At 70.7% G+C, this 25,601-nt stretch carries 27 protein-coding genes; 9 read left to right on the top strand and 18 right to left on the bottom strand.

Annotated elements, in window-relative coordinates:
- Positions 1–40: 40 nt before the first annotated feature.
- Both ABEA33_RS18690 and ABEA33_RS18685 read right to left on the bottom strand, forming a co-directional pair.
- Positions 41–685 carry a hypothetical protein gene (locus ABEA33_RS18690; RefSeq protein WP_345528439.1) on the bottom strand — a complete coding sequence of 215 codons (645 nt, stop codon included), beginning with the start codon at positions 683–685 and terminating at the stop codon, positions 41–43.
- 75 nt (positions 686–760) lie between these two features.
- On the bottom strand, positions 761–1,990 hold the full coding sequence (locus ABEA33_RS18685) for an acyl-CoA dehydrogenase family protein (RefSeq protein ID WP_345528438.1): 1,230 nt from the start codon (positions 1,988–1,990) through the stop codon (positions 761–763).
- A 158-nt stretch (positions 1,991–2,148) separates the two neighbouring features.
- Here ABEA33_RS18685 and ABEA33_RS18680 point away from each other — a divergent pair, with 158 nt between their 5' ends.
- Together ABEA33_RS18680 and ABEA33_RS18675 are read left to right on the top strand one after the other, a co-directional pair.
- A complete protein-coding gene (locus ABEA33_RS18680) occupies positions 2,149–3,873 on the top strand; it encodes a cholesterol oxidase substrate-binding domain-containing protein (RefSeq protein WP_345528437.1) in 1,725 nt (574 codons plus the stop codon).
- A 27-nt stretch (positions 3,874–3,900) separates the two neighbouring features.
- Entirely contained in the window at positions 3,901–5,250 is a 1,350-nt protein-coding gene (locus ABEA33_RS18675) for a cytochrome P450 (RefSeq protein WP_345528436.1), read from the top strand.
- A gap of 75 nt (positions 5,251–5,325) precedes the next feature.
- On the opposite strand, the gene mctP is transcribed toward ABEA33_RS18675, so the two are convergent.
- The 7 genes from mctP to ABEA33_RS18640 form a co-directional block, all read right to left on the bottom strand.
- Entirely contained in the window at positions 5,326–6,969 is a 1,644-nt protein-coding gene (gene mctP / locus ABEA33_RS18670) for a monocarboxylate uptake permease MctP (protein WP_345528435.1), read from the bottom strand.
- Complete coding sequence (locus ABEA33_RS18665) at positions 6,966–7,271, bottom strand: DUF3311 domain-containing protein (protein ID WP_345528434.1); 306 nt, start codon at positions 7,269–7,271, stop codon at positions 6,966–6,968. Before ABEA33_RS18665 ends, mctP begins: the two co-directional genes overlap by 4 nt.
- A gap of 84 nt (positions 7,272–7,355) precedes the next feature.
- Complete coding sequence (locus ABEA33_RS18660) at positions 7,356–7,754, bottom strand: DUF1707 SHOCT-like domain-containing protein (RefSeq protein ID WP_345528433.1); 399 nt, start codon at positions 7,752–7,754, stop codon at positions 7,356–7,358.
- Entirely contained in the window at positions 7,747–8,448 is a 702-nt protein-coding gene (locus ABEA33_RS18655) for a PadR family transcriptional regulator (RefSeq protein ID WP_345528432.1), read from the bottom strand. Before ABEA33_RS18655 ends, ABEA33_RS18660 begins: the two co-directional genes overlap by 8 nt.
- A gap of 221 nt (positions 8,449–8,669) precedes the next feature.
- Positions 8,670–10,583, bottom strand: coding sequence for a M3 family metallopeptidase (locus tag ABEA33_RS18650; protein ID WP_345528431.1), 1,914 nt, complete (start codon positions 10,581–10,583; stop codon positions 8,670–8,672).
- A complete protein-coding gene (locus ABEA33_RS18645; protein WP_345528430.1) occupies positions 10,580–11,827 on the bottom strand; it encodes an RNA polymerase sigma factor in 1,248 nt (415 codons plus the stop codon). The genes ABEA33_RS18650 and ABEA33_RS18645 overlap by 4 nt, the downstream gene beginning before the upstream one ends.
- Positions 11,824–12,192, bottom strand: coding sequence for a YciI family protein (locus ABEA33_RS18640; RefSeq protein ID WP_345528429.1), 369 nt, complete (start codon positions 12,190–12,192; stop codon positions 11,824–11,826). The genes ABEA33_RS18645 and ABEA33_RS18640 overlap by 4 nt, the downstream gene beginning before the upstream one ends.
- 268 nt (positions 12,193–12,460) lie before the next feature.
- On the opposite strand from ABEA33_RS18640, the gene ABEA33_RS18635 reads away from it, so the two are divergent.
- Complete coding sequence (locus ABEA33_RS18635) at positions 12,461–13,438, top strand: glycoside hydrolase family 6 protein (protein WP_345528428.1); 978 nt, start codon at positions 12,461–12,463, stop codon at positions 13,436–13,438.
- A 4-nt stretch (positions 13,439–13,442) separates the two neighbouring features.
- A complete protein-coding gene (locus ABEA33_RS18630) occupies positions 13,443–13,802 on the top strand; it encodes a hypothetical protein (protein WP_345528427.1) in 360 nt (119 codons plus the stop codon).
- 198 nt (positions 13,803–14,000) lie between these two features.
- Here the strand turns inward: ABEA33_RS18630 and ABEA33_RS18625 are convergent, their stop codons facing one another.
- Positions 14,001–14,489, bottom strand: coding sequence for a DUF427 domain-containing protein (locus tag ABEA33_RS18625; protein WP_345528426.1), 489 nt, complete (start codon positions 14,487–14,489; stop codon positions 14,001–14,003).
- Positions 14,490–14,544: 55 nt separating this feature from the next.
- Between ABEA33_RS18625 and ABEA33_RS18620 the strand changes: the two genes are divergently transcribed.
- The 4 genes from ABEA33_RS18620 to ABEA33_RS18605 all read left to right on the top strand — a co-directional run bounded on the left by ABEA33_RS18620 (position 14,545) and on the right by ABEA33_RS18605 (position 18,222).
- Entirely contained in the window at positions 14,545–15,831 is a 1,287-nt protein-coding gene (locus ABEA33_RS18620) for an MFS transporter (RefSeq protein WP_345528425.1), read from the top strand.
- The gene (locus tag ABEA33_RS18615; protein ID WP_345528424.1) at positions 15,828–17,276 is read left to right on the top strand and encodes an SDR family NAD(P)-dependent oxidoreductase; all 1,449 of its coding nucleotides are present in this window, start codon (positions 15,828–15,830) and stop codon (positions 17,274–17,276) included. The genes ABEA33_RS18620 and ABEA33_RS18615 overlap by 4 nt, the downstream gene beginning before the upstream one ends.
- 49 nt (positions 17,277–17,325) lie before the next feature.
- On the top strand, positions 17,326–17,970 hold the full coding sequence (locus ABEA33_RS18610) for an NADPH-dependent F420 reductase (protein ID WP_345528423.1): 645 nt from the start codon (positions 17,326–17,328) through the stop codon (positions 17,968–17,970).
- 126 nt (positions 17,971–18,096) lie between these two features.
- Positions 18,097–18,222: a hypothetical protein gene (locus tag ABEA33_RS18605; RefSeq protein WP_345528422.1), complete on the top strand. Its 126-nt coding sequence runs from the start codon at positions 18,097–18,099 to the stop codon at positions 18,220–18,222.
- Here the strand turns inward: ABEA33_RS18605 and ABEA33_RS18600 are convergent.
- A complete protein-coding gene (locus tag ABEA33_RS18600) occupies positions 18,219–18,722 on the bottom strand; it encodes a mycothiol transferase (protein ID WP_345528421.1) in 504 nt (167 codons plus the stop codon). The genes ABEA33_RS18605 and ABEA33_RS18600 overlap by 4 nt on opposite strands.
- A 22-nt stretch (positions 18,723–18,744) precedes the next feature.
- Between ABEA33_RS18600 and ABEA33_RS18595 the strand changes: the two genes are divergently transcribed.
- Positions 18,745–19,209, top strand: coding sequence for a group II truncated hemoglobin (locus tag ABEA33_RS18595; protein WP_345528420.1), 465 nt, complete (start codon positions 18,745–18,747; stop codon positions 19,207–19,209).
- Positions 19,210–19,212: 3 nt separating this feature from the next.
- Here ABEA33_RS18595 and ABEA33_RS18590 read toward each other — a convergent pair whose 3' ends face one another.
- The 7 genes from ABEA33_RS18590 to ABEA33_RS18560 form a co-directional block, all read right to left on the bottom strand.
- Positions 19,213–19,713 (bottom strand): hypothetical protein, encoded by a 501-nt coding sequence (locus ABEA33_RS18590; protein ID WP_345528419.1) that lies wholly within the window; start codon positions 19,711–19,713, stop codon positions 19,213–19,215.
- A gap of 49 nt (positions 19,714–19,762) precedes the next feature.
- A complete protein-coding gene (locus tag ABEA33_RS18585) occupies positions 19,763–21,412 on the bottom strand; it encodes a DUF429 domain-containing protein (protein ID WP_345528418.1) in 1,650 nt (549 codons plus the stop codon).
- A 14-nt stretch (positions 21,413–21,426) separates the two neighbouring features.
- Positions 21,427–21,945 (bottom strand): TetR/AcrR family transcriptional regulator, encoded by a 519-nt coding sequence (locus ABEA33_RS18580; RefSeq protein ID WP_345528417.1) that lies wholly within the window; start codon positions 21,943–21,945, stop codon positions 21,427–21,429.
- A complete protein-coding gene (locus tag ABEA33_RS18575) occupies positions 21,942–22,748 on the bottom strand; it encodes a cytochrome P450 (RefSeq protein ID WP_345528416.1) in 807 nt (268 codons plus the stop codon). The genes ABEA33_RS18580 and ABEA33_RS18575 overlap by 4 nt, the downstream gene beginning before the upstream one ends.
- Positions 22,749–23,183: 435 nt before the next feature.
- Positions 23,184–23,342, bottom strand: coding sequence for a hypothetical protein (locus ABEA33_RS18570; RefSeq protein ID WP_345528415.1), 159 nt, complete (start codon positions 23,340–23,342; stop codon positions 23,184–23,186).
- 110 nt (positions 23,343–23,452) lie between these two features.
- A complete protein-coding gene (locus ABEA33_RS18565; protein ID WP_345528414.1) occupies positions 23,453–24,394 on the bottom strand; it encodes an SGNH/GDSL hydrolase family protein in 942 nt (313 codons plus the stop codon).
- Positions 24,391–25,503, bottom strand: a complete 1,113-nt coding sequence (locus ABEA33_RS18560) for a glycosyltransferase family 4 protein (protein ID WP_345528412.1) — start codon at positions 25,501–25,503, stop codon at positions 24,391–24,393. The genes ABEA33_RS18565 and ABEA33_RS18560 overlap by 4 nt, the downstream gene beginning before the upstream one ends.
- Between the last annotated feature and the right edge of the window lie 98 nt (positions 25,504–25,601).

Below are 25,601 nucleotides of genomic sequence, written 5' to 3'. Positions count from 1 at the left end.
CGGGGCGGGTCTGGAACCTGGAACGGTCCCGGATCCGGGGTCACTCGTTCGACTCAGCGCGTGCCAGGACGACCAGATCGGACTCGTCTGCGGTCCCGATGAGATCGCGAGGCGCCTTTCCGCCCAGCCTGGGCGATGCGCTGATCCACCATGACGCGACGCCCCACGGGTCATCTGCGGCATCGAGCAGCTGGTTGACCTCCGCGACTACGGGCGCGACTCGCTGGTGGGCGAGGTCGATCTGGAACGCAGGGAACAGGTAGCGGTTCGCCTGCTTGATGCCCACGAGACGGCCGGCCAGGCGGAGCTTGCTGGCCGCTTCACGGCCGTTGGTCCCGGAGCGGCCCAGAGCCTCCCCTACGGCCGTGGACTCGAGGAGTGGCTCGTCGAGCACCGCTCGGTGCGCTGTGGATCGGATGACCAGCTGATGCTGCCTGTCGGCGTCCATGTGCTCGATGACGTCGAACGCAGGGCCAGCGAGGTCGTCGACAAGGCGACCCTCGTTGAGGACCGATGCGACGTAGACGCGGACCCGCGCCCCCGCTGCGATGCCGGCGTGAAGCTCTACGGCTCGCTGCACACTAGACGCCAGGTCGTCCCTGGCCACCTGGGCGAACACGTCCGCATCGGAGTCCGCCTCGACCAGCCGTGGCCGCTGCCGGGTCTTCTTCGCCGTACTCTTCATCTCGCCTCCTACGTTCTCTACGAGAGTGACACCTGTAGATATCGTAGGCAAGGGTCACGAGCTGCCTATCGCCACCTATCGGATCGGAGCCCCGGAGATGGCGCGGGCGATCACGAGGCGCTGGATCTCGGAGGTGCCCTCGAAGATCGTGTAGATCTTGGCGTCGCGGGCGAACCTCTCGACGGGGTACTCGCGGGTGAAGCCGTTCCCACCGAGGATCTGCATCGCCCGCTCGGTGACCTTGACGGCCGTCTCGCCGGCGAAGAGCTTCGACATCGACCCCTCGGCCTGCTCGAACCTCTTGCCCTGGCGGGCCATCCACGCCGCACGCCACACCAGCAGGCGCGAGGCCTCGATGGAGACCGCCATGTCGGCGAGCATGAAGGCGATCGCCTGGTTCTCGATGATCGGCTTGCCGAACTGCTCGCGGGTCTTGGCGTAGTCGAGGGCCACCTCGTACGCCGCCCGCGCGATCCCGATCGCCTGGGCGCCGACGGCGGGGCGGGTGCGCTCGAAGGTCGCCATCGACGCGTTGCCCGCAGCTCGCGTGCCCTGGCGCGCCTTGGCCAGTCGGGCGTCGAGCTTCTCCTTGCCGCCGAGCAGGCAGCGACCGGGCACCCGGACCTGGTCGAGCACGACCTCGGCGGTGTGCGACGCCCGGATGCCGTGCTTGTGGAACTTCTGGCCCTGGCTCAGTCCCTTGGTGCCGGGCGGTACGACGAAGGACGCCTGGCCGCGGGTACGCAGCTCTGGGTCGACCACGGCGGTGACGACGTGGACGTCGGCGATGCCGCCGTTGGTCGCCCATGTCTTGGTGCCGTTGATGACCCACTCGTCGGTGGCCTCGTCGTACCCGGCACGCGTGCGCATCGCGCCCACGTCGGAGCCGGCGTCCGGCTCGGAGGAGCAGAAGGCTCCCAGCTTGAGGTCACCGGGCGCGCCGTACATCTCCGGCACCCACTCGGCGACCTGCTCGTCGGTCCCGTTCGCGCGTACGCCGGCGGCGGCGAGCGATGTGCCGACGATCGAGAGCCCGATGCCGGCGTCACCCCAGAAGAGCTCCTCCATGGTGATCGGGAAGCCGAGTCCGGTCTCGTCCAGGGCCTGCGCGACGATGAAGTCGATCGAGTAGAGACCGGCCTTCGCCGCCTCCTCGAGGACCGGCCAGGGGAACTCCTCCTTCTCATCCCACTCCGAGGCCGCCGGGCGTACGACGTTGGCGGCGAAGTCGTGGACCCATGCCTTGAGGTCGAGGTGGTCCTGGCCGAGGTCGAACGAGGGCTGCGTCGAGTTCTGCGTGGTCACGGGCCGAGGCTATCGGGGCCAGCGTCACGGGCAGTCGCCCCAGATGGGGCACGCCCGCACTGACCCGAAATGACCAGTGCGGCCCCGAACTAGAACTCGTTACAGTGACGCAGGTCACAGCGGATGTGGGGACATACCGGCTGAGGGAGCACCGCACCATGAGTGACGAGACATCAGAAGGCGCGCGCGGGTTCTCCCGTCGGCGCGTCCTCCAGGGCGCAGCCGCGGTGGGAGTCGCCGCCTGGATCCCCTTCGAGCAGATCCCGGCGGCGCATTCGGCACTGCCGACGCCGCCATCCTTCCCGAGCGGCATCTCGCTCTTCCAGCAGTCCTACATGAACTGGTCGGGCGGCATCGCTGTCGACGGCGTCTGGACGTGTACGCCGAACAACCCGGCCGACGTGGTCACGCTGGCCAACTGGGCGCGAGCCAACGGCTGGCGGCTGCGCGCCAAGGGCAGCTCGCACAACTGGTCCCCGCTCTCCCTCGCCGTCGACGGCAGCGACGCGTCGAAGGTCGTGCTCGTCGACACGAAGACCAAGCTGACCGCCATCTCCGTGGACACCTCGACCTCGCGGGTGCGGGTGCAGACCGGCGCCACGATGCTGGCGATGATGACCGCGCTGGAGAGCAACGGGCTCGGCATCACCGCATCGCCGGCGCCCGGAGACCTGACGGTCGGCGGGGTCCTCGCCATCGACGGGCACGGCACCGCCGTCCCGAAGGCCGGTGAGGTGAAGCCGACCGGCCACACGTACGGCTCGATCAGCAACCTGGTGCAGCAGATCACCGCCGTGGTGTGGAACGCCGCGACCTCGTCGTACGTGCTGCGCACCTACAGCCGCAACGACGTCGAGGCCGGCGCGCTCATGGCGCACGTGGGTCGGTCGTTCATCACCGAGGTGGTCCTGCAGGCAGGCGCCAACCAGCGGCTGCGCTGCCAGAGCTGGTTCAACATCCCTGCGACCGAGCTGTTCGCGAACTCGACCAGCGGCCGGACGTTCGCGAGCTACCTCAACTCGGCGGGCCGCGTCGAGGCGATCTGGTTCCCGTTCACGTCCAACCCGTGGCTGAAGGTGTGGAGCGTCGCGCCGTCCAAGCCGCTGCTGTCGCGGCAGGTCAACAGCCCGTACAACTACTCGTTCAGCGACAACCTGCCGCAGTCGATCTTCGACCTGTCGGCACAGATCGTGTCGAGCAACCCGGCGAACACGCCGAGCTTCGGCGACCTCAACTACAACATCGTCGCGGCCGGCCTCGTGACGACGCTGACCTACGACATCTGGGGCTGGTCCAAGAACCTGCTGCTCTACGTACGCCCGTCGACGCTGCGGGTCACCGCCAACGGCTACGCGATCGTCTGCAAGCGCGCCGACGTGCAGCGGGTCATCCAAGAGTTCACCTTCCGCTACTCGACGCGGCTCAACGACTACCGCAACCAGGGCAAGTTCCCGATGAACGGACCCGTCGAGATCCGGGTCACCGGGCTCGACAAGCCCGGCGACGTCGGCGCGACCCGGTCGCCGCAGCTGTCCGCGCTCCGGCCCCGCCCCGACCACCCCGAGTGGGACTGCGCGGTCTGGCTGGACATCCTCACGCTGCCGGGCACGCCGTACGCCGACGTGTTCTACGCCGAGATGGAGCAGTGGATCTACAGCAACTACGCGTCGTACGCCGACGTACGACCCGAGTGGTCGAAGGGCTGGGGCTATACGGCATCCGGCGCCTGGACGTCCGGCCCGGTCATCGACACCACCGTGCCGAAAACCTTCCGGGCCGGCTACCCCGTCAACGACAACTGGGACTCGGGGCGCGCGATGCTCGACATCCTCGATCCGGCGCGGGTCTTCAGCAGTGCCTTCGTCGATCGACTGCTGTTGTAGTCCGAGAACGCGTTCTACCGTGCCGACATGACCACCGTCGATCCGACTGTCCGGGACCTGCCGGCGCCGCCCAAGGGGTTGCCGATCATCGGCCGCAGCCTGGAGTACGCCCGCGACCCGGTCGCGCTCTTCCACAAGCAGTGGGAGGCGTACGGGCCGGTCTCGCCGATGAGCATGGTCGGCGGGGACCCCTGGGTGATGCTGCTCGGACCCGACGCGTGCGAGCAGGCGATGCGCAACGCCGACAAGGCCTTCGCGAACGGGCCGGCCTGGACCTTCCTGGTCGGCCCGTTCTTCGGCCGCGGGCTGATGTTCCTGGACTTCGAGGAGCACCACCTGCACCGGCGGATCATGCAGCAGGCGTTCACCCGCGACCGGCTCGAGGGGTACGTCGCACCGATGCACTCCGCCGTCTCTGCTGGGCTGTCGCACTGGCAGGACGGCGACGGCTTCCAGGCCTACTGGGCGCTCAAGGACCTCACGCTCGGGATCGCGACCGAGACGTTCATGGGCGGCGCGGAGCACACGTCGTCCGAGGAGATGGACCGCGTCAACCAGGCCTTCATCGCGTGCGTGCAGGCCGCCGCCTCGATCGTGCGGCACGACGTGCCGTTCACCCGGTGGCACCGGGGCATGAAGGGCCGTCGGGTGCTCGAGGAGTTCGTCCGCGGCTACCTGCCGGCGCGGCGCGCGAACGCCTCCGACGACCTGCTCTCGGTGCTCTGCCACATCGAGTCCGACACCGGCGAGCGGTTCAGCGACGACGACGTCGTCAACCACATGATCTTCCTGATGATGGCGGCGCACGACACCTCGACGTACACGCTGTCGGTCATGCTCGAGAAGCTCGGCCAGCACCCGGAGTGGCAGGGCCGCTGCAGAGCCGAGGCGCTCGCCCTCGCCGAGCGGGTCGGCAACACCCCGTCGCTGGCCGACCTCGACGGCCTGGAGTCGATCGACCTGGTGATGAAGGAGTGCCTGCGGATGCGCCCACCTGTGCCGGTGGTGCTGCGCAAGACCGTCAAGGACACCGTCGTGCTCGACACCCGGATCCCGGCGGGGACGTACTGCACCGTCGGCCTCCAGTACAGCCACCTGATGCCCGAGCTGTGGACCTCGCCCGAGTCGTTCGATCCGGAGCGCTTCAACGCCGAGCGGCGCGAGGACCGCTCGCACCGCTACGCCTGGGAGCCCTTCGGCGGCGGCGTCCACAAGTGCCTCGGGATGTTCTTCGCCGGCGCCGAGGTCAAGGCCTTCATGCAACGCTTCCTGCTCGACTTCGAGTGGCACGTCGACCCGTCGTACGTCGCCCCGCTCAACAACCACTCGCTGCCGTTCCCCAAGGACGGTCAGCCGATCGACCTGCGTCGTCGGTGAGCTCGACCGGATAGCCACGGACGAAATGGCTGTCAGAACGCTCACCCGACAACCATTTCGTCCGTGGGTAGCCGCCTAGGCGTGCGCTGGCGCTTCCGGATCGACCTCCTCCACCACGCCCGGGTCGCCGGCATCGGCGTGGTAGTCCTGCGGCCGGGTGCGGTCGACCCCCTCGTCCACCTTCATCGTGCGGAAGACGAAGGTCAGGACGATCGCGACCAGCAGGTTGAGGAGGAACGCGATCAGCGCGATGTAGACCTTGGTCTCCGTGCCCGGGAAGTTCACCAGCGGGCCGCCGAAGTGATCCTGCACGGGCGACTTCACGCCGTACGCGAGCCAGGTGCCCCACGCCATCCCGACGGCCCAGCCGGCCATCAGCGCCCACCGGTGCATCCACCGCGTGTAGAGGCCGATCACGATCGCGGGCATGGTCTGCAGGATCCAGACGCCGCCGAGCAGCTGCAGGTTGATCGCGAAGTCCTTCGACAGCGCGAGCACGAAGACCAGCGCACCGAACTTCACCACCAGCGAGACGAGCTTCGCCTGGGTTGCCTCCTGCTGGTGCGTCGCGTTGCGGTTGATGAAGGCCTTGTAGATGTTGCGGGTCCACAGGTTCGCGGCCGCGATCGACATGATCGCCGCCGGCACCAGCGCGCCGATGACGATCGCAGCGAACGCGACGCCCGCGAACCACGGCGAGAACTCGTTCTCGAAGAGCTGCGGCACCGACTGCTGCGGGTTCGCTACCTTCACCCCGGCTGCGATCGCGACGAAGCCGAGCAGCGCGAGCAGGCCCAGGAGGAAGGAGTACGCCGGCAGCAGCGCGGCGTTGCGCCGGATGACGGAGCGGCTCCTGGTCGAGAGCACGCCGGTCACCGAGTGTGGGTACATGAAGAGCGCGAGCGCGGAGCCCAGCGCCAGGGAGGCGTAGGCCCACTGCGCGGCGGCCGGCGGGATCATCGCCTTGGGCGCCGCGTCACCGGCTGCGATCGCGTCGGCGTTCTCCTTGTTGAACGACGCGAAGCTGTCGTTGGCCGACGCGAAGATGCTGTCCCAGCCGCCGAGCTGCGAGGGCAGGTAGAGCACGGCGACGATGATGACGATGTAGATCAGCGTGTCCTTGACGAACGCGATCAGCGCCGGGGCCCGGAGCCCGCTCGAGTAGGTGTAGGCCGCGAGGACGATGAACGCGATGAAGAGCGGGATGTCCTTGACGAACCAGTTGTCACTGTCCGCGCCAATACCCATCACCTCGAGCACGACCTGCATGCCGACCAGCTGCAGCGCGATGTAGGGCATCGTCGCGAGGATGCCGGTGACGGCCACCGCGAGCGCGAGCGGCCGGCTGTCGTAGCGGCCCTCGACGAAGTCCGCCGGTGTGACGTAGCCGTGGCGGTGACTCACCGACCACAGACGCGGCAGGAAGAGGAAGATCAGCGGGTAGACCACGATCGTGTACGGCACCGCGAAGAAGCCGACCGCGCTGCCGGCGTACAGCGTCGCGGGTACCGCGATGAACGTGTACGCCGTGTAGATGTCGCCGCCGATGAGGAACCAGGCGATGAAGGTGCCGAAGCCGCGACCACCCAGGCCCCACTCGTCGAGGCTGTCGAGCGACTTCGCGCGGCGCCAGCGCGCGGCCGCGAAGCCGAGCACCGTGACGAGCAGAAACAGGAAGATGAAGACGGCGAAGACCACGCCGTTGACGTCGTCGATCATCGCTCGTCACCGGCCTTGCGGTCGGTGCCGGTGCCGTCGGGCACAGCGGGAAGGCCGTGGCGCACCCGGTCGCGACGGTCAGCGTGGATGGCCAGGAAGTACGCCGGGAGGGTGAGCGCGACCGCCAGGAGGATCAGCGCGAACTGGAACCAGAAGAAGAACGGGAACCCGAACAGCGTCGGGTCCTTGCGGTCGTACAGCGCGACCCAGAGCGGCAAGATGACCGCCGGGGCCAGCAGCGCGTAGATCGGCAACCAGCGGCGCGACAATGACGGGCCGGGACTTGCGGGCACGTCGGACATGAACACCTCCGAGTTGGGCGAGCGGTGGTGACGCATGTCACCAACAAGAACTCGTACCCACTCGAGCCGGTCCGAACACAACCGTCACCTGGGCCAGTGCTGCATCCCGCGCATCGTTGCGAAGCGGTGCCGGCGCCGGGAGACGACGAAGATCGCGACCAGGACGCCGGCCAGCACGAAGGGCAGGTGGGTCAGCACGGTGAGCACGACCAGGACCGCGAGGACGGCGAAGAAGAGGCGCGGCGGACCGCCGTGCCTCGCCTGGTATCCGCGGGTGCGGGTGTCCGGCGTCGTACGGCGCGCGGGGTCGGGCAGGTCCCGGAAGACCGGCTGGAGGTCAGCGCGGGTGCGGGCGGCCCAGATCTGGTCCAGCCGCTCGGCGTGCTCCTCCGCGGTGATGCGGCCCTGGGCGAAGTGCTCGGCCAGGGCCGCCGTCGCGTGCTCGCGCTCGGCGTCGCCGATCCGGAGCTGCTCGTCACTCATCGGTCGCGTCCGGGGCGATGTCGTCACCCTCGGCGAGGAGGCCGTAGAGCCGACGCCGGGTGTCCGCGAGGATCTCGGCCGCGGCCGCTCGCTGCTGGTCGCTGCCGGTCGTCATGACCTGCCAGACAGCACCCATCACCTGGCCGATCTCCGGCTTGATGTCGGCGAACGCGTCGCCCTCGGCGGTGCGCTCCTCCTGGAACGGCACCCACACGGCGGCAAGCTCGTCGGCGTGCTCGGCGACGTACGTCTCGCCGGTGGCGGTCAGGCGCAGGCTACGGCGACCGCGGGTGTCGTCGGTCTCGACGAGCCCTTCGTCCTCGAGCTGGGAGATGGTCGGGTAGACCGAGCCGGGGCTCGGGCGCCAGCCGCCGTTGCTGCGCTCCGTGATCTGCTGGATGACCTGGTAGCCGTTGACCGGTTCGTCGGTCTCGTGGGCGGTGCGCACCACGTCGAGGATCGCGGCCCGCACGTCACCGCGACGGACCCGCGGCCCGCGCTGCCGGTCGCCCTGGGCGAGGCCGAAGAGGCCGGCCACCCACGGCGGCGGACCAGGGTGTCCCGGGCGACCGAAGCCACCCGGCCCGGCCCACGGGCCTCCGCCCCACGGCCCGCCGCCACGGCGGCCTCCGTGCTGACGGCGCTCCTGGTCGCCGTACTGCGCCCACTGTCGATTGAATCCTGGGCGTCCCATGTCGGAACTCCTTCTCCTGTGTCTGATGGATTGGGTATCGCGGGGCGACAGTTCTGGAACTGTCGTCAACCTGTCGCGATATATCGTGAGCGTACGCCGATAGAGGTGTCGACACAAGGCGGAATCCCCGGTCGACCGGGGAAACCGCCAGACACGCCGTTGGTGGCACGGCGTGTCAGCGGGTTTCCCCGGGCAGCCGGGGAAACCCCGCCCCGGGCGACCTACCGAGCCAGCCAAGCGGCGTACGCGTCGAAGGTGTACGGCCGGCCGAGGAAGTCGGCGACCAGGTCGGCGGCGTCGCGGGTGCCGCCGGGGGTGAGCACGCGGTCGCGGTAGCGCCCGGCGACCTCGGGGGCGAAGAGGTCGTCGGGGTCGAAGGCGGAGAAGAGGTCCTTCGCGATCACCAGCGACCACATGTAGGTGTAGTACGCCGACGAGTAGCCGCTGAGGTGGCCGAAGCTGGCGAACATGTGGGTGCCGTCGATGTAGGCGAACGGCGAGTAGCGCGCCTGCAGCTCCCGCATCGCGGCGGTGAGGTCGCCCGGCCGGTCGGTGTGGAACCAGTAGGACATCGCGGCGTAGAACATCTGCGTCCGCGCCTGGTAGCCCTTGCCGAAGTCGTCGGCGGCGCGCATCCGTGCGACCAGATCGGCCGGGATCGGCTCGCCGGACGCGTCGGTCGCAAAGGTCTGCAGCACGTCGGCGTCCCAGGCCCACTCCTCGAGCATCTGGCTCGGCGCCTCGACGAAGTCCCACTCGGTGGCGACGCCGGCGAACCGGGTCCACTCCCCCGAGCCCGCGAGCACGTGGTGGAGCAGGTGGCCGAACTCGTGGAAGAGCGTGACGACGTGGTCGTGCTCCATCAGGCCGCGGGAGAAGTTGCAGACCAGCACGCCCTCCGCCAGCTGCCGCCCGGCGAGGCCGTCGGCGAGGGTGAACTGCGCGGCGTGCTTGTACTTCCCCTCGCGCGGGTGCAGGTCGAGGTAGATCCGGCCTATCCGCGCGCCGTCACGGAGCACGTCGTACGCCGTCACCTCGTCGTGCCACACCTGCGCGTCGGCGACGGGTTCGTAGGAGAGGCCGAAGAGTCGCCCGGTCACGTCGAGCAGTCCCTGCTGGACCTTCGCGAAGTCGAAGTAGGTGCGCACCCGCTGGGCGTCGACGTCGTGCCGCTCCTGACGCACCAGCTCCTCGTAGTAGAGCGAGTCCGCGGTGTCGATCGCGGTCGCACCGGGGACGTCGCGGCGGTAGCGTTCGAGCAGCAGCTCGAGGTCGCGGCGCATGGGCCCGTCGGCGGCGTCGGCGATCCGGTCGATGAACTCCGGGATCGCCGAGCCCTTCTTGATCATCTTCACGTCGGCGTCGTACGACGCCCAGTCGGCGTAGCCGACCAGAGTCGCCAGCTCCTGGCGCAGCGCGAAGAGCTCGTCCAGCCGGCCCTCGTTGACCGGCCACCCGCGCTGCAGGAAGGCCACGGTGACCTCACGGCGTACGTCGGCGTCGTGCACGAACATCCGCGCCGGCAGCGAGTCCGGGTAGTCGGTGGTGACGGTGACGAGCCCGTCGTCCTCGGCGGGGTGCGAGTCGAGCCAGTCCTGGGGTAGGCCGGCGAGGCGCTCGGGCGCGACCCGGACGGTGCGGACGTCGTCTCGGATCGTGCGGCCGAACTGCTGGCCGATCGCCGTCAGTCGCTCGTTGATCTCGGTCAGCCGATGACGGGTCGCGCCGTCGAGGTCGACGCCCGCTCGCCGGAAGTCGTCGAGGGTCTTGTCGAGCAGCCGGGCCGCTGCCGCGTCGAGCCCGGTCGCGTCGGCCGCGGCGAAGATCTCGAAGAGCGCCCGGTCCTGGCGCAGCTCGGTCACGAACCGGTCGGCCTCGACCTCGCTCTCCTCGCAGGACGTGCGCACCTTTTCGGCGGGGTGGACGTTGGCCAGCAACGACGCCACCGCGGCGACGCCGCCGAGCTGCCGCGAGATCTCGTCCCACTGCCGCAGCAGCTCGATCGTCGTCTCCGGCGGCGCGCTCCGCAGCTGGTCGACCAGGTCGCGGGCGACCGCGATCCCTTCGCGGGCGTGGGTCTCCACCCACGCCCGGGCGTCGTCGGACGAGGGCAGCACGAGGGGAGCGAGCGTCATGGCGCCAGACTGCCACGCCGCCGGGAGAGGTAGGCGCGCTCGGCCGAGTTCTCGGTCGCCGCGATCGCCGCGTCGTACGCCGCCCGCGCCTCGGCGCTGCGGCCGAGCCGGCGCAGCAGGTCGGCGCGAGTGGCGTGCCAGGCGTGGTAGGTCGTCAGGCTGGGCTGGATCCCTGGGAGCCGGTCGACCTCCGCGAGCGCGACCTCGGGCCCGTCCAGCTCGGCGGTCGCGACCGCGCGGTTCAACGCGACGATCGGGGTGGGCGCGACGGCGTACAGCTGGGCGTAGAGCGCGGCGATCTGCGACCAGTCGGTGGCCGACGCCTCCGGGGCGTCGGTGTGGACGGCGTTGATCGCGGCGAGCAGCTGGTACTGCCCCGGCCCCTGCCCTGTCCGCAGAGCACGCGCCAAGCACTCCCGCACCAGGTCGTGCCCCTCGGCGATCAGGGCTCGGTCCCACCCGCCGCGGTCCTGCTCGTGCAGGGGCACCAGCTCGCCGCCCGCGACCCGGACCGTACGCCGGGCCTCGGTGAGCAGCATCAACGCCAGCAGGCCGGCGACCTCCGGCTCCTCGGGCAGCAGCGCCCGCAGGATCCGGCTCAGCCGGATCGCCTCCGCCGTGAGGTCCTCGCGCATCGGGTCGGCGTCCGCCGACGACGACAGGTAGCCCTCGTTGAAGACCAGGTAGACGACGGCGAGCACGGCCGCGAGCCGGGTCGGGAGGTCGTCGGCCGCCGGCACCCGGAAGGGGATGTGCGCGTCCTTGATCTTGCGCTTCGCGCGGGTGATCCGCTGCGCCATCGTGGTCTCGGGGACCAGGAACGCCTGGGCGATCTCGGCCACCGTCAGCCCTCCCAGCAGCCGCAGCGTCAGCGCCACCCGGGCCTCGGGCGCCAGCGCCGGGTGACAGCAGGTGAAGATCAGCCGGAGCCGGTCGTCCTCCACCAGGCCGGTCGGCTCGTGCGGGGTGTCGTCGTACATCTTCAACGCCGCCTGGTGCTTCGCGTCGCGGTGCGACTCCCGGCGGATCCGGTCGATGGCGCGGTTGCCTGCGGTCGTCGTGAGCCAGCCGCCGGGGTTGGGGGGTACGCCGTCGACGGGCCATCGCTCCAACGCGACGAGCAGCGCCTCGGCCGCCGCGTCCTCGGCGAGATCGAGGTCACCGAAGCGGCGGACCAGGGAGGCGACGACGCGGCCGTACTCCTCGCGGTAGATGCGGTCGACGGCCGCGCCGGCATCGCTCATGCCTCGGGCTCGTCCTGGAAGGGACGCACCTCGACCCGGCCGGCGCACGCCTTCGATCCCTCGGCCGCCCACTTGAGTGCGGCGTCGAGGTCGGGCGCCTCGATGACCCAGAACCCGCCGATCCACTCCTTGGACTCGACGAACGGACCGTCGGTGATGACCGTCTCCGCACCCGTGTTGTCGACGGTGGTGGTGCTCTCGATCGGCTGCAGACCACCGGCAAAGACCCACGCACCCTCGGCCTTGAGCTTCTCGTTGAACACGTTCACGGCCTCGAAGATCGGTTGGATCTCCTCCATGGTCATCTGGGCCTGGGCCTCGACATCAGCCGCGGATCCGTTGACGGCGAGCAGGTACTGCGACATGGGACTCTCCTTTTCGGGGGCGGGGCCGGGCGGCCCTCACCCTCTCCACGAACGCGATCAGGCGGGTACGACAGCCTTCCCGAAAATCGTCGAGATGCCTACGGCGGAGGCATGTCTGACTCCGGGCACGACCGGGCGAACGTCTGGGGCTTCTCGCGCCGGTCGCGGACCCAGATGCAGGCGTGGGGGCTTCCCCTCTGACCCGACCAGCTCGACGACCTCTGCATCTTCGGCCCTCGCGAGGACGACCAGCCCGTACCCTGAGGCAATGCTCCCTCGGTCCCGGCTGCCGCGCGCCGTCGCGCTGCTCGCGGTCCTCGGCCTCACGATGCTGGGACTCACCGCTCCGGTCGAGGCCAAGCCGGCCAAGGATCCGCGCCGGACGCAGGGGCTCTTCGTCGACCCGTTGATGCCGGCATACCAGCAGGGTGGGACCTACCGAGCGGAGATCGGGAAGCGCCCGCAGGCGCTTTGGCTCAGCAGCGATTACTACTCGCGCGGTCAGGTGACCGGTGTCGTGAAGAACTACACGGCCCGCGCGAAGCGGGCAAAGAAGACGCCGATGCTGGTGGTCTACTCAATCCCCGACCGAGACTGCGGTGGTGCCTCGCAGGGCGGACTCCCGGGCGCCGCGGCCTACAAGTCGTGGGTTCGGGCGGTCGCGAACGGGCTGCGTGGGTCCAAGAGTCTCCTCGTCCTCGAACCTGACGCCATCCCGTTCTACGGGAACGCGGGCTGCCAGAACGCATCCGGCAGGCTCGGCCTGATCCGCTACGCCGCGAAGGTGCTCAGCAGGACCGGCACCTGGGTGTATCTCGACGCCGGCCACTCGAACTGGACGCCGTACGACGGGCGCGCGGCCCTCTTGAAGCGGGCCGGCATCCAGTTCGCTCGCGGCTTCAGCACGAACGTGTCGAACTTCCGCCCCCTCGCCGACGAGAAGACCTACGCCTCCACCCTCCTGAGGGATCTGCGCGGGCTCGGCGTCAAGGGGGCCAGATATGTCGTCGACACCTCCCGAAGCGGCGCGGTGCCTTCGTCGGACGGCAACGACGTCTGCAATCCGCCTTGGGCGCGAGTGGGTGCCAAGCCGCGTCTGGCCTTCAAGGGCGCCTTCGACGGCACCCTCTGGGTGAAGCATCCCGGTGAGTCCGATGGTGACTACGACCCGAACCGCGACTGCCACGGCGGCCCACCCTCCGGGCAGTGGAGCAATGCCCTCGCCGACGGACTGCTGAACCGGTAGCACGATGGCGACGTACGCGGTCAACCCCGACGCCGTCGCCCACGTGCGCGCGCTCATCGACAAGTTGCAGTACGTCCTGGACAGCGACTGGGGCGAGGTCCAGCCGAGCGCCGACGCGCAGAACGCCTACCTCGAGCGGCACTCCTGGGCGGAGTACGCCGCCTGGCACCTCGGCCTGACCGAGGGGGCGAACGACGAGACGAAGGCGCGCTACGCGTTCGTCTGCGGTGACCTGCGCCGGGTGCACCGATCAGGGCTGATCGCATGCGTCTACCGGGCTGCTGAGTGGCGGCACAAGAAGGTCGAGCTTGCCGCGCACGAGCTGCTGCAGCACCTCGACCGGACCGCCGGCATCGGTGGTTGAGGAAGGAAGACGTCCTGTCTCGAAACCCGAAAGCTAGGCTCTACGTCGGCCGCGGGTCTCGGGCTTCGTGGCGCCGGTGATGCTCTCCGCGATCCGGCGCCGGTGGGAGTAGGAGAGCCGCGCTGGGTCGACGGCCCGCGCCGAGCCCGTCCACGACGTCGTGCCGTTTCGACCGCCGTCGCTCCGGGATCTCATCGGTCACCAGCCGGCCGTGCCGGGACCACCCTTGAACGGGCCGACGATGCGGGCGGTGATCCAGCCGCCGTAGAACCCGCCGGGCTGCGGCACGACCACCTCGCCGTCGACCGTGCACCGGTCGACCAGTGCGGGCATGACCGCGACCGCCCCGGCGATCACCTCGAAGCCGGGTGAGGGCAGCTCGTAGTACCAGCCGGCGCGGGACGCGACGACGTCACCGGCGCTTCCCTTGACCACGAGGTCGACGTACGACGCCTGCCCCTTCCACTCGCACCACGTGCGGCCGGTGGCCGGGCGCAGCGTGCCGGCGACGAAGGCGGTCCGAGGCAGGTAGTAGGTGGGCGGGTGACTCGTCTCGAGGACTCGCCAGGAGGCGTTCGTGCTGGCGACCACCTGGCCGCCGAGCTCGACCTCGACCAGCTCGCTGCTGGGCTCGACCCGCGGCGGCCGCGGGTAGTCCCACACCGACTCGACCGTGGCCTTCGTCATGGACCGACGCTACCCCTGCGGGGAACGTCGGGCATCGGGGTTAGGTTCGGGGATCGTGCGCACGCTCCGTGGCCTGGTGGCCGACACCCGACCCCTGCGCGACGAGCACTTCCGCCGGCTCTGGATCGCCAACATCATCACGGTCGTCGGCGCCCAGCTGACGGTCGTCGCGGTCCCCGCCCAGATCTACGCCGACACCGGCTCCTCGGCGTACGTCGGGCTCACTGGACTCTTCGGCCTGGTCCCGCTGGTGGTCTTCGGGCTCTGGGGCGGTGCGCTCGCCGACGTCTTCGACCGGCGCACGATGCTGGTGATCACGACCACCGGCCTGATCGTCACGAGCGGGCTGTTCTACCTGCAGGCGGCCGCCGGCAACACCAACGTCTGGCTGCTGCTCTGTCTCTTCTCGGTGCAGCAGGCGTTCTTCGCGGTCAACCAGCCCACCCGCAGCGCGATCCTGCCCAAGCTGCTGCCCGCCGAGCTGCTGCCGGCGGCGAACTCGCTCAACATGACGATCTTCCAGGCCGGTGCGATCGGTGGCCCGCTGGTGGCGGGCGTGCTGATCCCGGTGATCGGCTTCGAGTGGCTCTACCTGATCGACACCTTCACGCTCTTCGCGACGCTGAGCGCCGTCGTACGCCTGCCGAAGCTGCCGGTCGAGGACGCCGCCAAGGGGACGCCCGGGCTGCGCTCGGTGATCGAGGGCTTCACCTACCTGCGCGGGCACCCGGTCCTGATGATGTCCTTCGTCGTGGACCTGATCGCGATGGTCTTCGGCATGCCGCGCGCGCTCTTCCCCGAGATCGCCCACCTGTCCTTCAGCGGGCCCGACGAGGGCGGCCTGGTCTTCGCGCTGCTCTTCGCGGCGATCCCGGTCGGTGCGGTGATCGGCGGCGTCTTCTCCGGCTGGGTGTCGCGGGTGGAGCTGCAGGGCCGGGCCGTCATCGTCTGCATCCTGATCTGGGGCGCCGCGATGGTGGGCTTCGGTCTGGCGGTCGGGCTCGCCGGCCACTGGCCGACGACGATGCTCGTGATCGCCCTGCTGATGCTGGTCATCGGCGGTGCGGCCGACATGGCCTCTGCAGCGTTCCGCACGAGCATGCTCCAGAGCGCCGCCGACGACTCGGTGCGCGGGCGGCTCCAGGGGATCTTCGTCGTGGTCGTGGCCGGTGGTCCCCGGATCGCGGACGTGGTGCACGGCGCCAGCGCCGCGGTGGTGGGCACGGCGGCAGCAGCGGCCGGCGGCGGTGTGCTCGTGGTGATCGGGACGGTCGTCGCGGCGATCCTGGTGCCGTCGTTCATTCGTTACCGGATCACCCGAACACCTACCATCTCCGGGTGATCGACCCCGACGACCTGGCCACGACCGTGCGCGTGCTCGGCCAGCTGCACCACCTCGACCAGGACGACCCGGACCTCGTGACGGTGAAGCGCGCGGCCTCGCACATGTACAAGGCGCTCAAGGCCGAGCGACGTACCCGCAAGCGCCAGGCCGAGCTGGCCCACGACCGCGCGATCACCGAGGCCACCGCGACCGGGTCACCGATGCGCATCGACGACGAGACCCTCGGGATCCCGCTGGTCTCGACGGCGCCGGGCGCCTTCGCGGGCGAGCTGCTCAACCCCCGCGGCTGCTACATCTGCAAGAACGACTACACGCTGGTCGACGCGTTCTACCACTACCTCTGCCCGAGCTGCGCGGCCATGTCGCACGCCAAGCGCGGCCAGGGCACCGACCTCACCGGGCGCCGTGCGCTGCTCACCGGCGGCCGCGCCAAGATCGGCATGTACATCGCGCTCCGGCTGCTCCGCGACGGAGCGCACACCACGATCACCACGCGCTTCCCGCACGACGCCGTACGCCGCTTCTCGGAGCTCGAGGACAGCGCCGAGTGGATCGACCGGCTCAAGATCGTCGGCATCGACCTGCGCGACCCCACCCAGGTGATCGCGCTCGCCGACGAGGTCGCCGCGGCCGGCCCGCTCGACATCCTGATCAACAACGCGTGCCAGACGGTGCGCCGTACGCCGGGCTCCTACGCGCCCCTCGTGGACGCCGAGCGCGCGCCGCTGCCGACCGGCATCACGCTGCCGGAGATCGTCAGCTTCGACCGGATCAGCGAGGCCCATCCGGCCGCGCTCGCCGGCACGCTGAAGCAGCACGCGGTCGCGCACCACGAGACGCCCGCGCACACGCCGGCCTCGATCACCGCGCTCGCGCTCAAGGCGGGCAGTGCCAGTCTCGAGGCCCACCTGGCCGGGACCGCTGTCGACGCCGGCGGGCTGCTGCCCGACCTGCAGACCACGAACTCCTGGACCCAGACGGTCGACGAGGTCGACCCGCTCGAGCTGCTCGAGGTCCAGCTCTGCAACGCGACCGCGCCGTTCCTGCTGATCTCGCGGCTGCGCGCATCGCTGAGGGCGTCGCAGGCCCGGCGTACGTACGTCGTCAACGTGTCGGCCATGGAGGGCCAGTTCTCCCGGTCCTACAAGGGTCCCGGGCACCCGCACACCAACATGGCCAAGGCGTCGCTCAACATGCTGACCCGCACCAGTGCGGGCGAGATGTTCGAGTCCGACCAGATCCTGATGAACGCCGTCGACACCGGCTGGATCACCGACGAGCGCCCGCACCAGGAGAAGCTGCGGATCGCCGCCGAGGGCTGGCACGCACCGCTCGACCTGGTCGACGGCGCCGCCCGCGTCTACGACCCGATCGTGCGTGGCGAGGCCGGCGAGGACCTGTACGGGCACTTCCTGAAGGACTTCGAACCAAGTCCCTGGTGACGCTGCCGACATCCAGGAACAACGTCGAGCGCGACGCCGTTCGCCCTTCATGACCACCATCGGCTTCATCGGCAGCGGCAACATCGGCGGCACCCTGGCCAAGCTCTTCGCGGAGCAGGGGTACGACGTCGTCATCAGCAACTCGCGCGGGCCGGAGACGCTCGCCGACCTGGTGTCCGAGATCGGCGACCACGCCCGCGCCGCCACGGCAGAGGAGGCGGCCGAGGACGGCGAGATCGTCGTCGTCTCGGTCCCGTTCCTGGCCGTCGACAAGGTGCCGGTCGCGCCGCTCGCCGGCAAGGTCGTCATCGACACCAACAACTACTACTTCGAGCGCGACGGCCACGTCGCCGAGATCGACAGCGGGGCCACCACTCCCAGCGAGGTGCTTCAGGCGCGCCTGCCGGAGTCGCAGGTCGTGAAGCTCTTCAACGCCATCCAGTCCGGGCACCTCGCCACCCAGGGCGTGCCCGCCGGCACCGCAGGCCGCCGCGCCCTCCCGATCGCCGGTGACGACGACGCCGCGAAGGCGACGGTCACCGCGCTCACCGACGAGATCGGGTACGACGTCGTCGACGTCGGCCCGCTCGCCGAGGGCTGGCGCTTCGACCGCGACCAGCCGGCGTACGGCCCCGAGGTCGACGCCGCCGGCCTCACCGAGCTGCTCGCACAGGCGAAGCGCGCCTCCGCCTGACGAGCACAGCGGGTCGTGAGTCTGAGAGTGCGCCCCGGCGCGCGCTCGGACTCACGACCCGTTTGATGGTGGGATACTCGCGCCCATGGACGGCATGGAGTGCGACAACTGCGGCGCGACGATGCGGTGGGAGACCTCGCACTCGCGCTGCGACCGATGCGGCTACATCCGGCCGTGCTGCGAGGGAGCCCCGGTGACGGCGAGCTGCGTCGTACCGGCGTCGAACACGAGCACCACGCCCTGAACGGCTAGTCCTCCAGCAGTCCCCGCAGGTAGGCCGCCTGCCCGACGTGCTGCGCGTCGTCGTCGGCGATGCTGACGAGCCGGACCCCCCGAGTGACCGGCGGCGTCCAGCTGCGGTCGATGACCTCGTCGAGGTCGGCCTCGGTCACCGTGCGCAGGTAGGCGACGGTCGCCTCGTGCGACGCACGCAGGTAGTCGGCCAAGAGCTCCGCGCTGGCGCGCACCTTGCCGACCTGCTCGCTGGTGTGGCCGTAGCCGTGGTCGGCGGGATCGATGTCGAGGCCGAACTTCTCGACCCAACCCTGGGTGAGCCACACCTCCTCGGTGCCCGCCGAGTGCGCGATCTGGGCGTCCTGCACCCGCGCCGTGTGCCAGATCAGCCAGGCGATCGAGTTGGCGTCGGGCGCGATCCGGTGGGCCAGCTGCTCGTCGGTGAGACCGTCGACGGCGGCGACGCCGTTCTCGAGGATCCGCTCGAAGAAGTCGATGTAGACGTCTGCTGGGGTCATGCTCCGACGGTAGCGTCGATCCATGACTGACGACCCGACCCTCTATGAGTGGGCCGGCGGTGGACCGGCGCTGCGCCGGTTGATCGACTGCTTCTACGACCGGGTGGAGCGCGACGAGCTGCTCAGCGGCTTCTTCCCCGGTGGTGTCACCGAGGAGCACCGCGCGCACGTCGCGGCCTGGTGGTCGGAGGTCTTCGGCGGGCCGGCCACCTACACCGACGACCTCGGCGGCTACGAGCGGATGCTGGCGCACCACCGCGACCTCGGGATCACCGCCGAGCAGCGGCACCGGTTCGCGTCGACGATGAGCCTGGCTGCCGACGACGCCGACCTGCCGTCCGACCCGGAGTTCCGCGCGGCGCTCGTCGGCTACCTGGAGTGGGGCACCCGCCTGGCGCTCGAGAACTCGCAGCCCGGTGCCGAGGTGGTCGAGCAGGCACCGGTCCCCCGCTGGGGCTGGGGTGTCGCGCCGCCGTACCGACCCTGAGGGTCAGAGCCCGATCCGCAGCTGGACCGACGCGCCACTGCCGTCCGCGGGTGCCGTGACGCCTCCCACGACGCCGACGACGACCGCGATGGCGATGACTCCGCCGAAGGCCCGGCTCGGTGGCTGCGTCCGGTCGCGCTGCCCGCGGAAGTACGGCGTGGCGCAGAGGGCCGCGAGCGCGACCACCTGACCGATCGACACCAGCAGGTCGAGCAGCGCACGCGGGCCGGGCTCCGAGAGGGTGCCGAAGACCCGGAGCAGCACGGACAGGCAGAGCAGGATCCACGCGATCACGAGCCGGACCCGGCGAGCCTGGAGGACCCCCGCCGAGAACCACCCGACGACCAGGGCGCTGAGCACCACCGACAGCAGGACCCACACCGGGTCGGAGTCGGTCAGGCCACGGAGCTGGAGCTGCAGGAGCTGGTCGGCGAGGCACAGCCAGCCGAGCACCCACGCCGAGCGCGGCATCCGCCCGGCGGCCGAGGGCCCGAGATCCGTCACAGACCAGATCATCGCCTGCCGACGACGCCGTCAGGGCGGAATCTGCCGATCAGCCCCGCATCCGCTCCAGCCGGGTGGCGAGCAGCGCCTCGCGGTGCGCGTTGCCGGGCAGGTCGACGTACCGGTCCCCGAACGCCGCGAGCAGGGCGTCGTCGAGGCGGCGTACGGCGCCGGGCGGGTACCGGTAGTCCATCCGCGCCGTGACCTGGTCGGCGTCGACGCCGGCGAGCACCTCGCCGAGCCCGGCCAGCGTGGTGATGCCGAGCTCGGGCAGGAGGCTCGTGATCCAGGCGTAGTGGTCGGTGCGGGACCACTCGGCGTCGGGGTACTGCCCGGCGAGGTACGCCGCGAGCTCGCGCGGCGTGATGCCGTCGGCGTCGATCTCGGGCTCGGCGACGGACCCGCCGCGGAGGCGGTCGCGGATGGTCGTGAACTCCTGGTCGGCGAGCTCCAGCAGCCCGGCCGCGAGGGTGAACCGCCGGTCGAAGTCGCGGGCGTGCTCCTCCGGGACGGTGCCCTTGTAGCGGATGTCGTGCTCGAACTCCGCCCACGCGTGCTGCAGCACCGTGCGCACCTGGACCTGGGCGGTCGGGCCGCCGTTGCGGGCGACCTGGAGGTGCCGGCTGGCGTAGCCGAACCGTCCCTCGCTCGCGGTCTCCTGGCCGAGGTCGCGGTCGTCGAGCACCGTCAGCTGCGAGCCGAGCACCTCGGCGACGGCAGCCACGTCGCTGCGCACGTAGGTGATGACGCGGATGCCGATCTGGTCGGTGATGTCGCGCAGCGGGTCGGCGTAGACCGGAAGCCCGTCGGCGGTGCGGCCGGCCTTCGCGGCGAACGACTCGACGGACTTCGCCCGGCCGGTGACGGTGAGATAGTTGATCCCGGCCTCGTCGAGGATCTCGGTGACCAGCGCGACGTACTCGTGAGCATCCTGGACCCGGGTCGGGTACTCCCGGGTGTACTCCTCGATGGCCGCCCGGATCGTGGCGTGCGCGTCGGGCAGCGTGGGCGTGACGATGTAGCCGCGCTCGAAGTCGCCGTACGTCGTGGTCCGCTCGGGCCAGCGCTCGGCGTAGAGCGCGACGTAGGCGCAGACGACCGCGTCGACCTGGTCCTCCACGAGGCGCAGGTCGACCTTGCGCGTCGCGGTCTCGACCCGCGTGCGCAGCTCGCGCCAGGTCCGTTCGGTGGTGACGAGCCGCTCGACGTGGTCCATCAGCAGGAGCAGCTCGGAGCGCAGCAGGTCGAGGCTGCGCCCCGGCTTGGCCTTGTACTTCAATGTCTTGCCGAGCCCGAAGAGCACGACGGTCGCGGGGTGCGGGTAGACCTCGATCGCGCGCCGCTTGCGGCCCGAGCGCGGGTCCATGTCGAGGCCGAACATCTTGCAGATGCGCGCGCCGCGGGTGCCGTTCGCGAACTCCGGCTTGCCGGTGTTGGCGGGGTGCGCGCCGGCCTCGAACCGGCGGAAGTCGCGGGTCAGCTGCTGCTCGGCGGGTCGCGACCCCGTGGGGTTGACGACGATCAGCGGCGCGTCGATCCCGACCACGCACGCACCCTCGACGTACGGCGTCAGCGCGGCGCGGATCTCCTCGTCGGTGCGCACCGTGGAGATGTGCAGGAGGTGAGCGTCCTCGTCGAGGACCGCGAGCCCGGTGGGCTGGCGGTCGCCCCAGGCGAGATCGACCCCGACGAAGTGCATGGCAGCAGCCTGCCCTATGTCCGATCGCGCAGGACCCCGGGCACGACGTACCTCTCGATGATCGCGCGCTCCTCGGCATCGTCGCGGCCGGGCACGATGAGCAGGGAGACGATGACCCGCACCAGCCACCGGGCGGCGTCCGGGTCGCCGACGGCCCGTAGCCCGAGGCCCTCGATGACCTCGTCGGACTGGGCCAGCTCGGCGGTGGTGCCGGCGTCGGCCGCACCGAACCACGCCAGCAGCGCGGGGACCTCGCGGACCAGGCGCACCGCGACGAGCACCGCGGCCGCCAGCCGCTCCCCGGGGTCGCGCAGCGGTGCGGTCTCGGCGGCCACCCGGACCCCGATGCGGCGGGCCTCCCGGCGCACGAAGGCGAGGTGCAACGCGTGCCGGTCCTCGAAGTAGCGGTAGAGCGTGGCCCGCGAGCAGCCGGCCGCACGGGAGATCTCGCCCATGCCGACCGCGGTGACGCCGTCGCGGGCGAAGAGCTCCGCGGCGGCGTCGAGGATGCGCTCGGCCTGGTCGATCTTCATGGCTTCATCCGGATGGGGACCGTCGTGGGACGCCGCACGTACGGGCCCGGAGCCCACTGCACCGCGTCGAGGTCGACCGTGAACTCGGGGCAGCGCGCGAGCAGCTCCTCCAGCGCCACTCTGGCCTGCAGCCGCGCGGCCGCGGCACCGAGGCAGTGGTGGTTGCCCTGACTGAAGGTCAGCAGCTGGCCGGGGCGACGGCGTACGTCGAGCTCATCGGCGTCCGGCCCGTAACGACGCGGGTCGCGGTTGGCGGCGGCGTACAGCAGGAGGACGCGGCGTCCCGCGGCGATGACGCTGTCGTGCAGTTCGACCTCGGTGGTGACGGTGCGGGCGAGGCCCTGGACCGGCGAGGTCAGCCGCAGGAGCTCCTCGACCGCGTCGGGAACGAGAGCGGGATCGTCGAGCAGCAGTCGCCGCTGGTCGCGTTCGGTCTCGAGCAGCTGGACCGCGCCGCCGAGCATCCCGGTCGTGGTGTCGTTGCCGCCGGTGACCACCGTGAAGACGTAGCTGAGGATGGAGAGGATCCCGGCGTCGTCGTCCCCGACGCCAGCGGCGACGAGGTGGGAGACCGTGTCGTCGCCGGGCTCGGCCCGCCGCCGCTCGATCAGCTCGGAGAAGTAGCCCATCATCTCGACGATCGCATCGGTTGCGGCGCCGATGGCGCCCTCGGAGCTGGCCGAGACGATCGCGTCGGTCCAGTCGTCGAAGCGCTCGCGCTCGCCCTCCGGGACGCCGAGGTAGTGGGCGACGACCATGCTCGGCATCGGCTTGAAGAGCGCCTCGACGATGTCCCCCCTCACCCGCGTCTCGAAGCCGGTCGAGTCGGTCCACGACGAACGCCCGCACCTCCGGCTCGAGCGTCGTCACCTGGCGGGGTGTGAATCCGCGCGCGACGAGCTTGCGGAAGGCGGTGTGGTCGGGCGGGTCCATCATCACCAGCGGCGGGTTGTCGGTGAGGCCGATCGTCTCGAGCTCGTCGTACTCGACCGTGAGCCCCCGCGCCGAGGAGTACGTCGCCGTGTCGATCGCCGCCGCCATCACGTCGGCGTGCCGGGACAGCACGTAGTAGTCCCGGCCACCCGGCCGGTCGACGTGGTGGACCGGGTCGTGGTCACGCAGGTCGGCGTACATCTGCCAGGGGCTGGCCCAGGTCTCGGCCGTGCTCGGTCGGTACTGCATGTCGGCATCGTGAGACAAATCGGCGCATTTGTCCAACGACGACCGTCAGCGGGTCATCAGAGCCCGGCGCGCTGCAACGCCACCCGCGCGGAGCGCGCCGCGTGCACGGCCCGGTCGGCCCGGCGCGTTCGGCGGGCGTTGACCGCCCTGCTCTCGGGGCCGGACCGCAGGGCGTGGTCCAGGACGATCGCGGGGTTGACGGTGAGGGGGTTCATGACTGCCTTCTCGTGGGTGCTGGATGGGTGCTCAGGCAGTCGACCCTCCCCGATGAGGTGCTGCCCAGATATCGGGAGGAGTCCCGATATCGCGGCCAGATACTCTGATGTCAACGGATTCTGAGGTGCCTCAGCATCGAGCCGACTGATCCGGTCGCGAGGGGTCTACGCCCGGGCCGCGATCTCGGTTGCATCGGTTCCCGAACTTTCTCGGCGCCGGTGACCGAGGCGTCCGGCGGGTGATGGCCGAACGGGACGCTGTCGGCGTAGCCGAGGGCGGCGAGGACGCTGGGCAGCATCGCCTTCGCCGTACGCCGGTAGCCGGCGCCGGACGGGTGAAAGCGGTCGAGGGCGAACATCTCGTCGGGCTGGGTGATGAAGAACGGTCCCACCACCTCGGCCAGCGACACTGCGCGGCCACCGAGCTCGGTGGTGACCTCGCGCTGGGCCGCCGCGAGCTGCCGCGACGCCCGCGCGCCCAGCGAGCGCAGCGGCTGGGGCAGCGGGCGCAGGGCGCCGAGGTCGGGACAGGTCCCGACGACGACCTCGACCCCTTCCGCGCGCAGCGCCCCGATCGCCTCGCCGAGCTGGCGACGCGAGTCGACGACCCGCACCCGGTGGGTGATGTCGTTGCCGCCGACCACGATGACCGCGACGTCGGCCCGGTAGCCCGGCTCCAACGAGGCCAGCTGGTCAGGGAGTCCGGAGGTCTCGGCGCCGACGACGGCCGCCGTGTGGAGGCGTACGGCGCGCCTCGTCTCCTTGGTCAGACGCCGGGCCAGCTCGCCGCCGAGTGTGTTCCCGGGGTCGTCGGCGCCCAGTCCGGCGGCGATCGAGTCGCCGAGGAGGAGGAGGTCGATCGGGTCGCCGTACTTCTTCTTGTAGACGCGGTCCGCGGCGAGCGCCTCCTCGCCGAGCGGCTTGCCGATGATCCTGCGGGCGATCCGGGCCTGGGCCTTGAGGGTCGCGCCGGCCGCGACGACGGTCGCCGCCAGACCGACCGCCACGACACCTGCCCCCGTCCCGGCACGCCGCCAGGCACGTCGGCTCACGCGGCGGCCGCGGCGCCGTCCAGCACCGCGCGGTAGTGGACATCGGCGAGCTCCCCGACGACGCGCGCCCAGGTCCGGTCGGCCACAGCGACCCGGGCGCGGTCGGCCAGGCCACGGCGGAGTCCCGGCGTGGCGAGCAGCTTCGCGACGCAGTCGCGCAGCGTGGCGAGCTCGGTCGGGTCGAACAGCAGACCGGTGCGCCCCGGATCCACCAGGTCCAGCGGCCCGCCGGCAGCAGGGGCGACCACCGGGACGCCGCTCGCCTGGGCCTCCTGCACCGTCTGGCAGAAGGTCTCGCTGTCGCCGGTGTGCACGAAGGCATCGAGGGAGGCGTACGCCGCGGCGAGTTCGGCGTCGCGCAGCATCCCGGTGAACACGGCACCCGGCAGGTGCCGCTGCAGCTCCTGGCGCGCGGGGCCGTCGCCGACCACCACGAGCTGGACGCCGGGCAGGTTCGCGACGACCGCGAGCCGGTGGACCTGCTTCTCGTGCGCCAGGCGCCCGACGTACCCGACCGCCATCCGGCTGCCGTCGGTCCACTGCTGGTGCAGCGTCGGGCTGCGGCGCGAGGGGTCGAACAGGTCGAGCGCGATGCCGCGCCGCCACAGGTGCAGGTCGCGGACACCGAGCGCCGCGAGCTGGTCCATGGAGGCGGTCGACGGCACCAGGGTGCGGTCCACGCGTCGGTGCAACCGACCGACCCAGCGGTCGACCACCAGGTCGGCGCGGAGTCCGTATTGCCGAGCGAACCCGGCGATGTCGGTCTGGTAGACCGCGACCGTCGGCACCCCGAGCCGGCGCGCGGCACGCAGCCCGACCACGCCGAGCGCGATAGGGGACGCGAGGTGCACCAGGTCGGGACCGAACCGGTCGAGGCTGTGGCGTACGGCGGTGTCGGGCAGGCCGATCGGGAACGACCGGTAGCCGGGCATGCCGACGGAGCGGACCCGCACCACCGGCACCCCGGCGTGGTGGGCCGGCCCGGGTCCGGGCGCGACGACCAGGACCTCGTGGTGCGCGTCGACGAGCTCGTCGACGACGTGACGCACGGTGTTGGAGACACCGTTGACCTGCGGCAGGAAGGACTCCGTCACGATGGCGACGCGCATGACCTTCACGGTGCGCGGCGTGAGTGAACGACGGGCGACCTACGCGGAAGTGTCGCGCGAAGAGCTGGCGGCCGGCGGGTCGGGGAAGTCCGGGATAC

Origin of the sequence: Nocardioides endophyticus, assembly GCF_039543845.1 — a bacterium.
Classification (GTDB): domain Bacteria; phylum Actinomycetota; class Actinomycetes; order Propionibacteriales; family Nocardioidaceae; genus Nocardioides; species Nocardioides endophyticus.
The sequence above is the reverse complement of the archived record's forward strand: the minus strand, read 5'-3'. Positions and strand labels throughout refer to the sequence as shown.